This is a genomic window from Pseudomonas sp. LBUM1664, from assembly GCF_059695895.1.
Genome location: NZ_CP166791.1, coordinates 485,888 through 500,486, shown reverse-complemented (window position 1 = coordinate 500,486; position 14,599 = coordinate 485,888). Strand labels below are relative to the sequence as shown.

The following is a 14,599-nucleotide window of genomic DNA, read 5'->3' as shown; positions in this document are numbered from 1 at the left end:
AAGGAGCTAACTGTGGGAGCAAAACTTGCTCCCACAGTAGGTGCTCACCGATACAGAAAGATCAAAACTCGATCCGCACATCCCCCTTCGGCACGCTGCAGCACGACAGGATGTAACCCTCGGCCTCGTCGTCTTCGGTGATCCCGCCGTTGTGCTCCATTTCCACCTCGCCACCCAATTTCAAGACCTTGCAGGTTCCGCAGATGCCCATGCCGCAGGCCTTGGGGATCATCAGGCCAAGCTTGGCAGCGGCGGCGTGTACGGTTTCTCCCGGTGCGACGCGGATGCTCTTGCCCGTGGCGGTGAATTCCACCAGGTGCAAGTCCGCCGCGTCGACCTCGGGGGCGTCCGCGGCTTGTTCGGCCTGTTCCACAGCGTCGGCGCGGGCTTCAGGTGGCGTGGCGCCGAAGGATTCCTCGTGATAGCGCTTCATGTCGAAGCCATTAGCCTCCAGCAAGCGCTTGACGGCGTTCATGTACGGCGTCGGGCCGCAGCAGAACACTTCGCGCTCCAGGAAGTCTGGCGCCATCAGCTCCAGCATCTTGTGGTTCAGGTAGCCGCGATAACCGGCCCAAGGCTCGCCCAGGCCATGCTTTTCGCAGATCAGGTGCAGGCTGAAGTTGTCGATCCGCGACGCCATGTGTTCCAGCTCGCGGTGGTAGATGATGTCTTTGGGCGAGCGGGCGCTGTGGATGAACACCATGTCGACATTGGCGTTGGTGTCGTAATACCAGCGAGCCATGGACATCACCGGAGTAATGCCGACGCCACCGCTGAGGTAAAGCACCTTGGGGCTTGAGAAGTCGATGGCGTTGAACAACCCCACCGGCCCGTGCACCGCCAGCTCCTGGCCTTCGTGCAGGGTGTCGTGCAACCAGTTGGAAACCTTGCCCCCCGGTACGCGCTTGATGGTCACCGAAAAACTGTAGGGCACCGACGGCGAGCTGGAGATGGTGTAGGAGCGCATGACCGGCTGGCCTTCGATTTCCAACTCCAGGGTCACGAACTGCCCCGGCTTGAAAAAGAACATGATCGGTTGGTCGGCCATGAAGCAGAAGGTGCGCACATCCCAGGTTTCCTGGATGACTTTGACGCAACGTACGATATGTCGGCCATTGGCCCAGGTCTGGGTGGTGACCGGGTTCAGGAAATTATTGGACATGCTGATCTCCACGGCCGACTGTCGGCCTTCATGATGGCGATTGTGCGCAGGCGCCAGAACCGTCATTTACCTATCTGCGACATTCACATGCTTATCGCGACCAGCCCCCAACTACCGGGCCTTGCGCGTCGGGAACAGATTGGGCCATGTCGCCCATGGATAAGGTTGCGCCCCTGCGCGGGCCCACACTCGCCCCAACAGATAAACAAAGTTTTCTGCCTTGCGTAGCAACAACCGATTAGTCATTTTTCGCCGGCCACAAAGATGGCCATGAGGATAAAACGATGGACGTCACCACCACCCTGAGCCTGGGCGATCCGCTGGAACCCGCACGCAAGGCCACCGCACAGATGCTACAGGAGCGCGAGCGTACGTTCTCGCTGCCTCAACCGTTCTACAGCGACGAGCGTCTGTTCGATATCGACATGCAGGAAATCTTCCAGAAGGAATGGTTGATCGCCGGCATGACCTGCGAGATCCCGGCCAAGGGCAACTACCTGACCCTGCAGGTCGGCAAGAACCCGATCATCGTGATCCGCGGCGCCGACGGCGTGGTGCATGCCTTTCATAACGTTTGCCGCCACCGCGGTTCACGGCTGTGCACCAGCGACAAGGGCAAGGTCGCCAAACTGGTTTGCCATTACCACCAGTGGACCTACGAACTGGACGGTCGCCTGCTGTTCGCCGGCACCGAAATGGGCGCCGACTTCGACATGAAGCAGTACGGCTTGAAACCCGTGAACGTGAAGACCGCCGGCGGCTACATCTTCATCAGCCTGGCAGAGAACCCTCCGGCCATTGATGACTTCCTGTCGACCCTGACCCACTACATGGAACCCTACGACATGGAAAACACCAAGGTGGCGGTTCAAACCACCTTGATGGAAAAAGCCAACTGGAAACTGGTGCTGGAAAACAACCGCGAGTGCTATCACTGCGGCGGCTCGCACCCCGAATTGCTCAAGACCCTGCTGGAATGGGACGACGTCACCGACCCGCGGGCTGATCAGGCGTTCAAGGACCACGTAGCCGCTTCCGCCGCCGCTTGGGAAGCCGAGAAGATCCCTTACGCCCACACCAGTTTCGGCCTGCGTAACCGCATCGTGCGCATGCCGCTGCTCAAGGGCACCGTGTCGATGACCATGGACGGCAAGCAAGGCTGCGCCAAACTGATGGGCCGCATCAAGAACCCGGACCTGGGCTCGATGCGCATCCTGCACCTGCCACACTCGTGGAACCACTGCATGGGCGACCACATCATCGTGTTCACCGTGTGGCCAGTCAGCGCCCAGGAGACCATGGTCACCACCAAGTGGCTGGTGCACAAGGACGCGGTCGAAGGCGTGGACTACGACGTGGAGCGCATGCGCAAGGTCTGGGACGCCACCAACGACCAGGACCGTCGCCTGGCCGAAGAGAACCAGCGCGGCATCAACTCCACCGCGTACCAGCCGGGCCCGTACTCCAAGACCTATGAGTTCGGCGTGGTGAACTTCGTGGACTGGTACAGCGAGCGCATGCTCAACAACCTGGGGGCCGAACCTGCGTTGTACCTCAAGGGCGTTCCGGTCCAGGGCTGATAGCTAAAAGCATCGCGAGCAGGCTCGCTCCCACAGGAGATCTTTGGCGCACCGAAGATCAAATGTGGGAGCGAGCCTGCTCGCGATGGCGGTTTCATATTCACCCAACTACTGTGAAGACCACCGCACCGACCCATCCTCCCCATAAAACGTCTCGACTATCTCCTCCCCCACCAGCCGCACCTTCACATACCCGTTCAACACCCGCTCCGGATACACCTCATCCCCCGCCAGTTGGGTTTCCGACCACAACACCCGGACATGCCCGTTCAGTTCGCTGGTGGTGCCGTAGGGAATCGCCCCATGCCCGGCGCAACGCGCATGCAACCCGCCTTGAGGCGCGTAGCAGATGCCATTGTGCAGGTGGCCCCAATACCAATAATCGGGCTCACGCCCCAAGGCGTCGCAGACGGGTTGGTAGAGCGCAGTCTTGTTGTGCCCGGAAATGTCGAAGCCCTGGTGGTGACTGAGCACCATCAGTTTCTTGCGCTTGGGCAGGCTTTTCATCCAATCGATCTGTTGCGTGTTGAGCGTGCCGTCCATGTACAGGTTCATGGCGTCCGAGGCGTAGGCGCTGTCGAGGCCGATCACCAGCCAGTCGTCGTTGTACAAGGCAAAGTAACTGGTGCCTTGCTGCACCGGAAAACGCTTGGCCAATTCCTTGAAATAGCCGTGGGCGCCGCTGTACATCTCGTGGTTGGAATTGAGGGTGAACGAACCCTGCTTGCCCTGAGGCCAGCCAACCATGTCGACGTCTTCCTGGGAATGGGTCCCGGCGTAATACACATCACCCAAATGAATGGTGAAGTCCGCCTGTGCCAATTGCATCTGATTGGCCACGGCCACCGCCGGTGCGTGGCTGTCGAATGGCCCGGTGCCCCAGTCGCCGGCGATGGCCAGCACCACGTCGTTGTCCATTTTTACCAGTGCCGGGTTGGTCGCAAATGGTGCGTGGTGGCGCAGGTTCTCGATCCACTTGAGCAGCGCCTCGCTCCATAACAAATCCAGCAGTTCCCATTTGCGGCAGCCCAGCAAGGTGCCGTCCTTGAGCACCCGGGTCGGCAGTTCGTCCTCGCTTTGCGGCAAGGGCGTGGCGTTGCCGATCTTCAGGATCGACAGGCCGTGGGCCAGTTCCCACGGCACGGCCGGTTCGTCGTCCGGCAGGTCGCCGTGCTTGATGACGTGCTGCGCCTGGTCGTGGCCCCGTTGCAACAGCTTGACGATGGCCTGGAACTCTTCGGGCTCCAGCTCGTTGACCAGCTTTTTCCAGGACATTTCCAGCCGCGTGACGAGCCCGTGCAGGCGGACCTTGACCTTGTCGAACTCATGCTCCCAATGGTGCAGTAATGACATGTGAACGCTCCTTCGCAGTGCCCTGGGCTACAGGGTTTTCATGAATTCGATCAGGGCCCGTTTGTCGACGTCCGACAGCTGCGTGCCATACAGGTGGCCGCCGTTGTGGTTGCCTTCCAGACGGGTGTCGTATTTGAAATCCGCCGACGCCTTCATCTGCGCGCCGCGAGTGATAAAGCCGACCTTCTCCTGGTCGTAGATGTCGGAGCCGGTGTAGAACACTTGCGGACGTTGCTCCGGCGGTTGCAGCAGATCCCACAGGGTCGGCACCGAGCCGTTGTGCAGGTACGGCGCACGCAGCCAGATGCCGTCGGTGGGGGTGTTGCTGTAGCTCTGGGTCTTGCGGTAGGCGTTGAAGTCGAACGGCGGTTTCTTGAAGCCGTGGAAGGCCGTCACCAGGCCGGTGGTGAAGGAGTTCAAGCGATGGGGATCGGTGCCCAACTGGTCGATGTTGGTGGTGACCTGGCCCGTGTCGGTGCGGCCGAAGTCGTGGCAACCGGCGCAGTTCTTCTCCCAGATCGGTTTGCCCTGGGCGACTTTCGCCTGGTCCAGGGCGAACGGCCAGGTCGGCGCCTTATGGCCCAACAGCCAGTTGGTGACCCGGTTGAAACTCGGTGGCAACACCGATTGCGGCGTCGCGCCCACGGCCATGGCGGCGGCGTAGTTACGTTCATGGATGTCGTTGTTATTGCCGTCCCAGTGCAGGTACAGGGATTCACGAGGTTTCTGGTTCCAGACCTGTGGCAAGTCCACGGTGCCGATGGTGGAGTCATCCGGGAAGCCGAACACCACCATTTTGGTCGGGTTGAAGGTGTCAGTCCGCCCCGGGCCCTGGGCCGGGCGCAGTTTCTGCCAGGCGTAGGCCTGTTTCTGCTTGAGCAGCGCGCTCTTGGCCATCGGGATGATCAGGTAGCGGTTGTACAGCTTTTCAAAGAAGCCCAGCTGGAACTTGCTGTTGATCGCCGCCATCACCGCGTCGGGGGTGAATTTCGGGTCGCTGGCACAATCGTAGGCGAACCACTGGAAGGCCTGCAGTTGCAAAGTGTTGGCCGGCGCGGTGGCGACCGGAACCGCTACGTCACTGGCGTTGGCCCGGTAGGAGCCGGTGTGGCACAGGGCACAGTTAGGCTCCACGGTGGGATAGCCGAGTTGCCGCTTGGCCATGCCGATGGGCAAGTCGTTGCCGTTTTCATAGAGAAAACCGAACACTTCGTAGCCACCGGGCTTGGGCAGTTTTTCCGGACACATCTGTGGCAGTACGGCAAACAGGTAGTACGGGATTCGCGCCTCAATGCCCAGGCCGATGGCGGCGTATTTGTAATGGTCTTCGTCGGAAGCGAAATCCGGCTGCGGCACTTCTCGAATCATCTGATACCAGGTCTGGTAGCCGATGAAACCCAGCAGTAACACCACGACCAGCGTGCCGACCTTGAAACTGTGACTTTGCCAGCGCCGCGCCCAGCCTTCGCGCCACTCCCGCCAACCGGCGCAGAGCAACGCCAGTGGACGATTGGCCACCGGGCTGCCCAGGTACAGCAGCACGCCCAGTATCAGGAACATGCTCAGGTCGCCCATCAACATCGGTACGAACAACTGGCCCTGGTTGTTGGTGTTAATCAGGTAGATCCAGAACGCTACCGCCACCAGCCGCGACAGCACACACAACCACGAATGCACCACGAAGCGCGGCGCGTTGAAGCCCGAGGGCATGTAGAACAGGCTGATGCCCACCAGCAACATGCCGGTGTTTTCCAGCCAGGGATCGGACAGCACGGGCGGCAGACCGAGCATGGACGTCAGCAACGCCGGCGCAAACAGCGCCGGAATCGCGAAGACCATGTTCATGACAATGCCCACCCAGATGATGCGTTGGAACCAGCGGATGTAAGTGTTCATGGCATCCTTTTTCCTTATTCCTGACTCAGAGCAACGCTTTTGTGGCGAGGGAGCTTGCTCCCGCTGGGCCGCGTAGCGGCCCCAGGCTTCAAAAGCGACGACTGCTTCGCAGCCGAGCGGGAGCAAGCTCCCTCGCCACGGGTTAGTTGCTGTTTCAGCCGAGCGCGGTTTTCTCCAGGTGTTCGAGGATGATCGGGTACACATCCACCACCGCATCCTTGCCGAAGATGCAGTCGATGTGGCCGTAGCCCGGCACCTCGTGGCGGCTGAACAGTTGCGGGCCATGCAGGTCGCACAGCCGCTCGTAGGTCTTGAGGGTGCTTTGTGGCAGGTAGCACTGGTTGTCGGCGCCGCTGATGAAGCAGATCGGCAACTTCAGTCGGTCGAAATGCGGCATGTAGACGTCGTTGCCCTTGAAGTCCACCAGGTGCCCCTTGCGCACGATCAGCGCCAGGTGCTCGAAGGTGTGCATGTTCGACTCGCCGAACAACTCATGCAGGTTGTCGTGCAGGGTTTCGTTGAGGGTGTCGTGGCGGTACAGCGACGCGTACATGAAGGTGATGCGATGGCAGACCGGGTTGGTGCAGTAGCCCTGGGCCTCGATCCGGGCATAGCCGTTGAGGGCCTTGTCATAGAGTTTGTTGAACCAGTTTTCCTTGGTGTCGGCGTAGGCGGTAAGGGATTTGATGCCGATGGCGTCGAGCATCCCCGGCAGGTGCAGGCCGGCCTTCAAACCGGTTGCGGTGGCCACCACCGTATCGGCGGCGATCTGCGAGCAGACCACCGAGCGCACCCCTTGCAACCCTGCCAGCATCGACATGAAGAAGGTCGTCGCGCCGTAGCAATGCACCACGCACTGCACGTCACGGGCCAGGGTCGCCTGCTGGATCTGCTCGATGGCGGCCTTGAAGTCGTACTCGGCCACTTGGTCGCCGTTCCATTCATGCTTGCTGGCCGGCAGCAGAATACTGACCCGTAAGTCCAGCAGCCAGACGTCGTACTCGTGCTTGCACAGGTACTCCAGCAGATTGGTCTGGATGGTGTCGGTGGAGAAAATATTCGAGCCCACGCCCAGGCCATGCACCAGCATCACCGGGCCTTTGCTGCCCGCCTGGTACCGGGTCAGGCGCAGCTCGACGTTGTCTTCGGTCGGGAAGAAATGCACGGTCGGCGCCGGGGCATCCAGCGGCCGCTTGCTGCGGGGCGGCGCGTCGGGATTGAAGTAGACATCGCCGGCGAACACCCCGCCATAACTCTCCCACAAGATGCCGGCGAAGAACTTGCCGAACCGCGCCAGCGCCTCCACGCGCTCACGCTCGTTGCGCGCGTTGAGCACTTTCATGGTGGTCATTTGCTTGGCGAAGTCGGCGGGCAAAATGTGCATCACCCCCGAGCCGATCACCGCGCCGGTCTTGTCCGGCCCGCGATAAAGCGTGACATACAGGGTGCTGGTGTCGGGCCAGATGTTCAGCACACCGTCGTCCTCGGGCACGGTCTTGAAGGCGCTGAAGTAATAGTCGCTGCCGTCTACGGCAGTCAGTTTCATGTCGTAGTTCATGTGCCGCACGCCGACCTGTTCCTGGAATTGCTCGAACAGGTTGAACACCCCATTGCTGGCGACCAGCGGATCAGGCGAGAGCAACGGCGCGTCCAGGGTGCCCACCAGGGTCGCGGCGTGTTCCGGCTCTTTGATCAGCCGGTTGAGGTCGGCGGCGGTGATGGTCAGGGTGAACTCGATGGGCGAGTTGTCGGCCTTACCGAGCTTGGCCGCCGCTTCGTAAAGGGCGAGGTCGGTGCCCTGGGCCTGGGTGAAGGCCGTGGAAAAGTAGCCTTTCATGGTTTCGGTGAACTGCACGCCGAGGGTCGGCACCGCCACCGGTTTACTCGGGGCCGAGGGCAGCGTGTAATCGATCAGCCAACCACGATCGGCCGCCAGCAGCCCCATGTTGCGCTCGCTCACCGCCGAGATGGTCAACAGCGGGTTGACCGCCAGGGAGGTCGGGATCACCGCACCGTCGGTCACGTACAGGCCCGGGTAGACATCCGCACCGCTGGCACCACTGAACACCTGGCCCTTGTGGTTGACCACACCTTGCGTCGCGTCTTCCCCCATCACGCAACCGCCCAACGGGTGGACCGAAACGATGCTGTGTTTGAGCAACTTGGTCCAGATCGGATTCTCGACCCAGATCCCGCCCAGCGCCTTGGTGCTCTGGTGCAGGCGTTCATTGCCCAGGGTGACGTTTTCCTGCTCACCCACGCCGGGCCAGTCGATGCGCAACTGGTCCTTGCTGTCGAGCACCATGCGGCCCTTGCCGTTGTCGTGGCTCATGATCAGGTAGGTCTGCATGTTATGCAGCGCACCGTAGTAGGGGCCGCGCAGGAAACTCTCGGCTTCGCGCCCCTTGTACTTGAGGCTGGCACCGAAGCCGGTGTCAGTGGGCACGCCGATCATCCCGGCGAATGCCGCCATGCTCGGAACCATGGCCCTGCCGAGGGCGCCGGGAATCGAACCTTCCTCGATGACCATGCGGCTACGCCAGTCGCCCTCGGTGCGCATGTCGATGATCGAGGTGATGCACGGCCCCACCGGTTCCAGCTCCTTGGCCGAATGAGCGCCGAAACCGATGCCATTGATGGTCTGGTCGCAGCTGTGGCCGAACCCGAGGATGTCGCCGTTACCGCTCATGTGCTCGCCCAATTGGTTGGACATCGACAGGCCCTTGTCCCGGGAACGCAGCAGGATTTCGGTGGAGCCCAAAGTGCCGGCGGACACCACCACGATGTCGGCCCGCACAAACAGGGTCGGCGCCGAGAACAACTCGCGGCCGCTGTCCAGGTACTGGAAGTGCACGATCCAGCCGTCGCCGTCGCGCTCCAGATGCCGCACCTGGGCCTGGCAGAAAATTTCCGCGCCGTGGTTCCAGGCATCTGGCAGGTAATTCATCAGCGTGGTGTTCTTGGCCTTGTTGTTACAACCCGAGACGCAATCGCCGCAGCCGTTGCACGGCAATTGCTCGACGCCGACGTGGTTGAGGTTGTTGGGCAGTTTGTCGAACGTCACGTTGATCGGCGGCTTGTAGAAATGCGCACCTTGCTTGAGGTAATCGGCCGACTTTTTATGGGCGTCGAGCTTGGGCAAGTTCGGCTCCGAGGCCGGATAAGGGTTGGGCTTGAGCATTTCCCGGGCCCGCGCATAGCCTTCCTTGAGCAGCGTGTCGCGGTGATCACGCACCGCTTGCGGCCAGCGTGGGTCCTCGAACACACCGGGCTCCGGCTCCAGTGAAACGTTGGCATTGATTAGCGAGGTGCCACCCAGGCCGCAACCGACCACCACGTTCTGCTGGGCGTTGACGTGCAGGTCGAACAGCCCGGTGCGCGAACCGATGTGGCCATCCGGGTCATGCACCTGCAACTCCTCGGTGGCAGCCAACAGGGTGTTGGGGTACTCGCCGGGCTGCATCTCCCGGCCACGCTCCAGCAGACACACCTTGCGCCCGGCCCGGGACAGGCGCGAAGCGGCAATGCCACCGCCGTAGCCGGAACCGATGACGATCACGTCGTAATGCTCCTTGATTTCACTGATGGGGGTCGCGATCCGCGTCATGTTCAAGTCCTCTCAGGCAGATGGGGCAACTCTGCGGTTGCCTGCAAATCAACAGGCGCACGAACGCCTGGCCACTATCCCGTACGGGTTCGAGCGGCAGTCAACGGTGTTACGGGAAAACTCAGGCGCTATAGGCGAGCACGCTGATTGGCAGCGCGGCGATGGATGCGTTTGGGCAACAACGTTGGAGGCGTCGGGACGCACGTCACAGATGAAATTGGATGTGAGCGAGGGGGCGAGCTATCCATCATGCGTTCTCCCTGAACCTGACATGGATAAAGTGGCGATGTCCTTGTGCCATTGGAGTGAAGACAGGTGACAGACCCTCGTCAAGGCAGCGACTTAGAACTGTATGAAATTTGATCTATCGCGATTTGCGCTATGCCGGCTGTGGCTTGCAGCGTTTGGCGAACAAGTTATCCACATGACCACCCACAGCAAATGGGGACAAGTGTGTGCATGTCCGGCATGTTTCCAGCGGCAAAGTGAATAAAAACCGTGACTTATGAACAATCACGGTTTTTCCGGCCTATCGGTTGTTTTTTGATCAAACGCCTGCAAGCCTTGCCTGGCATGGCGTTTGGAGGAGAGCGAACACCTTATCCACAGAAGCACCAACAGTGTTTGGGGGTAATTCTGACGAATCTGTGGAAAACCGTCCCAGCACCGTGTCAATCAGGGTTTTGGGGGAGTTTCTTAGATAAAAACCGCGAATTGATCATTTAATGATCAACACCCTGAAGGCACCGCTGCGTATGGCTTGTAGCGGAGAGCGAACATCTTATCCACAGAAGCGCCAACAAAGATTGGGGGCAAGTTCGGTTGAAAATTCACAGAAAAAGCCAATAAAAACCGATAGTTAGTTTGATCATTTTTTGAGCGCAGGCCTGAAAGGCTTTATACGCGCGGGGTGTAGCGAGGGGCGAACAGGTTATCCACAGGCGCACGCACAGGGATTGTGGGTAAACACACATCCTCTGTGGGAGCGAGCAATCTTAGGACTAACGAACCACCCCTTCCTCAATCAGCAACTTGAGAATCGCCTCGGCCCCCGCCTCAGGGCTCACGCCCTTGAGCACCTGCCCGCCTCCGCCGCTGGCCTTGGCCGTGGCGGCTTTCATACGGTCGGCGCCGCTCTTGGCCTTGATCACTTTCAAGCGTTTGGGTCGTGGCTTGGCCGGTTGCAGGGTGGCCACCGCCAGCAAGGTGTCGTCGATCACTTGGACCTCTTCAGCCTGCAATGCCCCACGCCGGGCTGGGCCGTAGGCGCTTTGCCGGGGTTTAGGCGCGGCGTTATCCACCGTTGCCAGAAACGGCAAGCGTACTTTGAGGCGACGCCGTTGGCCGCGGGGCAAGGCTTGCAGCACCAGGGCCACGCCGCTGTCGATGGATTCGACCTGGGCCAGCCCCACCACCAACGGCCAGCCGAGGTTTTCCGCCAGCAGGAACGGCAGCATCCCTGAGCCCTCGCCGGTTTCCGCCTGGCTGCCGGTGAGCACCACTTGGGCACCGGCATCGCGCAGGTAATCGGTCAGGGCCGGCAGTGCGTCGGCCCCGATGGGGTTTTCCAATACATGGAGTTCGTCCAGGCCCATGCCCAAGTACGCGCGTAGAGCCGGTTCAGCGACATCACCGGCATGCAGCACTTGCAGGTCGTTGCCAGCCAGTTGCAGGCCCAGCTCCACGGCCCGGGCATCCTGCTCCGCGCGCCGAGGTCGACCGGAAGTGGGGTGGGCGCCGATGGACACGAGGCTGATCACTTGGGTACTCATAAACTTATCCTTTGCTTAAGCCGCATCGCGCTTGGCTTCGTTGCGGTAAGCCTCTACCGCCGCGATCAAGGCCTGGAGAATCGCCGCGCTGTCGCCGATCACCGACAGGTCCGCCCGTTTGATCATGTCGCACCCCGGGTCGAGGTTGATCGCCACCACCTTGTCGCAGGCACCGATGCCTTGCAGGTGCTGGATCGCCCCGGAAATCCCCACGGCCACGTAGACCCGTGCCGTAACCCAGGTGCCGCTGGCGCCGACCTGACGGTCCCGGGCCATGAAGCCGTCGTCCACCGCCACCCGCGAAGCGCCTTCGGTGGCGCCCAGGGCCGCAGCGGTCTGGTGGAAAAGTGCCCAGTCCTTGACCCCGTTGCCGCCGGAGAAAATGAATTCGGCCTCAGCCATTGGAATCGCGCCCGGGTCCACTGCCACGGCACCCAAGTCTTCGATGCGCGACAAGCTGCGGGCCACGCTTGTGGATAACTCCACCGGCAAGGCTTCGTGGCGGGTTTCGCTGACCGGCTCGGCGCATTCGGCCGCCGCCAGGATCAACCGCGCCAAGGGTCGGGCCAGGTCTTGCAGGCCGGCACCGGCACGGCCAATGCACGCCTCGTCCTTGACCTGCCAGACCCGCGTGGCCGGGCGTTCGCCCAGGGCCGCGGCAAAGCGTCGACCCAGTTCACCGCCACCGCTGCGACTGTCCGGCAGCAGCCAATGACGCGGGTTGAACTGGTTATCCACAGCCCGCAGGCCCTGGACCCGTTGCTCCGGTGCATAACCGTTGAATTCGTCACCGTCCAGCACCAGCAAACGGTCGACACCCGCCGTGGCGAAGGCATTTTCCTTGTGCTCGCCGAACACCACCGCCAGCACCGCGCCTTCCGGACCCGCAAGCTGATGGGCCAGGCCCAGCAGATCGCGGTCGTGGCTGCTGAGGCGGCCACCGACCATGTCCGGCACCACACTGATGTAGAACGCCGGTTGCAGCACCTGGTGCAACGGCAACTGCACTTCAGCGGCGGCGGTGCGTTTGGTCGCGCCGCCCTGCTGGGCACCGCTGCGGTCGATGCGCTTGATGCCGTTGGGGCCGATGAAACCCACACCGTGGACATTCTTGCGAATGACGCCGTTAGGCCCCATCCAGCTGTGCTGTACCGGTTGCATGGCCGCGTGCAGCGGGTGCAAGCGGTTGCGGGCGATCCACTCGGCGCGAGGGTCGCGGCGGATAACGTCGCTCATTAATGCACCTCCGCAGGTTCACGTTTGGCCGGGGTCGCGGTTTTGCTCGGGGCCGCGTCTTCGAGCAGGGCGTCGGCCACCAGTTCAGCGATGTCCTTAACCAACGGCCGGGGTTCAACCACGCCTTCGAGCATGGCGGTGCACTGTGGACAACCTACTGCCACCACCTCGGCACCGGTTTCACGGATGTCCTCCATGCGCATGTCAGGGATGCGCTGCTTGCCCGGGATGTCGGTGATCGGCGCACCGCCGCCACCGCCGCAGCAACGGGAGCGGAAGCCGGAACGCTGCATTTCCTTGACCTCGATGCCCAACGCACGCAGCACCTGGCGCGGCGCCTCGTATTCTCCGTTGTAGCGGCCCAGGTAGCAGGGGTCGTGATAGGTCACGCTGTCGCCCTTGTGCTGGCCGAGGTTCAGGGCACCGGCGTCGATGACTTCAGCCAGGTAGGTGCTGTGATGCTGCACCCGATAGTTGCCATCGAAAGCGCCGTATTCGTTTTTCAGCACGTGGAAGCTGTGGGGGTCGCAGGTGACGATGCGGTTGAAACTGTATTTGGCCAGGGTCTGGATATTGCGCTTGGCCAACAGCTGGAACGTCGCTTCGTCACCCAGGCGCCGGGCCACGTCGCCGCTGTCGCGCTCTTCGAGACCGAGCACGGCGAAGTCGATTTTCGCCGCCTTGAGCACTTTGACGAAGGCGCGCAGGGTCCGCTGGTTGCGCATGTCGAAAGCACCGTCGCCGACCCAGAACAGCACGTCGGTGGATTTCTTCTCGCTGAGCAAATTCAAGTTCAGGTCCGCCGCCCAGTTCATCCGCCCGCCCGGGGCGAAACCGCCAGGGTTGTCGGTGGCGATGAGGTTTTCCAGCACCTCGGCGCCCTTGTTCGGCGTGGCGCCTTTTTCCAGGGTCAGGTGCCGGCGCATGTCGACGATGGCATCGACGTGCTCGATCATCATCGGGCATTCCTCGACGCAAGCCCGACAAGTGGTGCACGACCACAGCGTCTCGGCGTCCACCAGGCCGCTGACGATCGGCTGATGGGGGTTGCCAGCATGTTCGCCCACAGGTTTGCCCCCGCCGTTAATAGATGGATAGGGGCTACCGGCAAATTTCGCATCGGTGCCGCCGGCCAGGCCGACGACCATGTCCTGGATGAGTTTTTTCGGGTTCAGCGGCTGGCCAGCAGCAAAGGCCGGACACGCAGCTTCGCACTTGCCGCACTGCACGCAAGCGTCGAAGCCGAGCAGTTGGTTCCAGGTAAAATCCTTGGGTTTCTCCACGCCCAGCGGCGCGGTGGGGTCGTTCAGGTCCAGTGGTTTCAGCCCGGTGGAGCGGCCGCCGCCAAAGCGCTCGGCACGACGGTGCCAGGCCAGGTGCAGGGCACCGGCAAAGGCGTGTTTCATCGGCCCGCCCCAGGTCATGCCGAAGAACATCTCCGACACACCCCAGAACACGCCCAGGCCCAACAGTGCTACCAGCACCCAGCCGCCGAAGTCAGCCGGCAAGATCCCGGCCACCGGCAAGGTCACCAGGAAAAAGCTGATGGAGAATGCGAACAGGCTCTTGGGCAGGCGCATCCACGGGCCTTTGGACAGGCGTGACGGCGGGTTGCGGCGACGCAGGGCGATGAAAATCGCACCGCTGAACATCAGCAGTGTGGCGAACAGCAAGGCATAGCCCAGGATGCGGTTCTGCAGGCCGAAGCCGTGCACCAGGATCGCCAGCACCGCCGCCAGCACAAAGCCGCCCGCCGTGGCGACGTGGGTGTTGGCGATGTATTTGTCCCGCGCTACCACATGGTGCAAATCCACCATGTAGCGCTTGGGGATGGCGAAAAGGCCGCCGATCAGGTCGACTTTTGACGGTCGGCCCCGGCGCCACATGTTCACCCGCCGCAAGGCGCCAAGGGCAGCAAGGCCCATGGCGGCAAACAGCAGGATGGGAAGAAGGGTGTTGAACATAGGTGAAGCTCCCAAAGACCTCAGGTCTT

At 61.7% G+C, this 14,599-nt stretch carries 8 protein-coding genes; 1 reads left to right on the top strand and 7 read right to left on the bottom strand.

What is annotated here, in order from left to right; genetic code table 11:
• Window positions 1–61: 61 nt before the first annotated feature.
• The gene (gbcB, locus tag ACA047_RS02350; RefSeq protein WP_497356363.1) at window positions 62–1,162 is read right to left on the bottom strand and encodes a glycine betaine monooxygenase reductase subunit; all 1,101 of its coding nucleotides are present in this window, start codon (window positions 1,160–1,162) and stop codon (window positions 62–64) included.
• A gap of 284 nt (window positions 1,163–1,446) precedes the next feature.
• Between gbcB and gbca the strand changes: the two genes are divergently transcribed.
• Window positions 1,447–2,742, top strand: a complete 1,296-nt coding sequence (gbca, locus tag ACA047_RS02345; protein WP_497356361.1) for a glycine betaine monooxygenase oxygenase subunit — start codon at window positions 1,447–1,449, stop codon at window positions 2,740–2,742.
• Window positions 2,743–2,850: 108 nt separating this feature from the next.
• On the opposite strand, the gene ACA047_RS02340 is transcribed toward gbca, so the two are convergent.
• From ACA047_RS02340 to dgcB, 6 genes are all read right to left on the bottom strand, one after another.
• Complete coding sequence (locus tag ACA047_RS02340; RefSeq protein WP_497356359.1) at window positions 2,851–4,095, bottom strand: metallophosphoesterase; 1,245 nt, start codon at window positions 4,093–4,095, stop codon at window positions 2,851–2,853.
• Window positions 4,096–4,122: 27 nt separating this feature from the next.
• A complete protein-coding gene (locus ACA047_RS02335) occupies window positions 4,123–5,991 on the bottom strand; it encodes a c-type cytochrome (RefSeq protein ID WP_497356357.1) in 1,869 nt (622 codons plus the stop codon).
• A 154-nt stretch (window positions 5,992–6,145) separates the two neighbouring features.
• Window positions 6,146–9,598, bottom strand: a complete 3,453-nt coding sequence (locus ACA047_RS02330; protein ID WP_497356355.1) for a GMC oxidoreductase — start codon at window positions 9,596–9,598, stop codon at window positions 6,146–6,148.
• A gap of 1,001 nt (window positions 9,599–10,599) precedes the next feature.
• On the bottom strand, window positions 10,600–11,370 hold the full coding sequence (etfB, locus tag ACA047_RS02325) for an electron transfer flavoprotein subunit beta (protein ID WP_497356353.1): 771 nt from the start codon (window positions 11,368–11,370) through the stop codon (window positions 10,600–10,602).
• A gap of 15 nt (window positions 11,371–11,385) precedes the next feature.
• Window positions 11,386–12,606 (bottom strand): electron transfer flavoprotein subunit alpha, encoded by a 1,221-nt coding sequence (gene etfA, locus ACA047_RS02320; RefSeq protein ID WP_497356351.1) that lies wholly within the window; start codon window positions 12,604–12,606, stop codon window positions 11,386–11,388.
• Window positions 12,606–14,570, bottom strand: coding sequence for a dimethylglycine demethylation protein DgcB (dgcB, locus tag ACA047_RS02315; RefSeq protein WP_497356349.1), 1,965 nt, complete (start codon window positions 14,568–14,570; stop codon window positions 12,606–12,608). The genes etfA and dgcB overlap by 1 nt, the downstream gene beginning before the upstream one ends.
• Window positions 14,571–14,599: the final 29 nt, after the last annotated feature.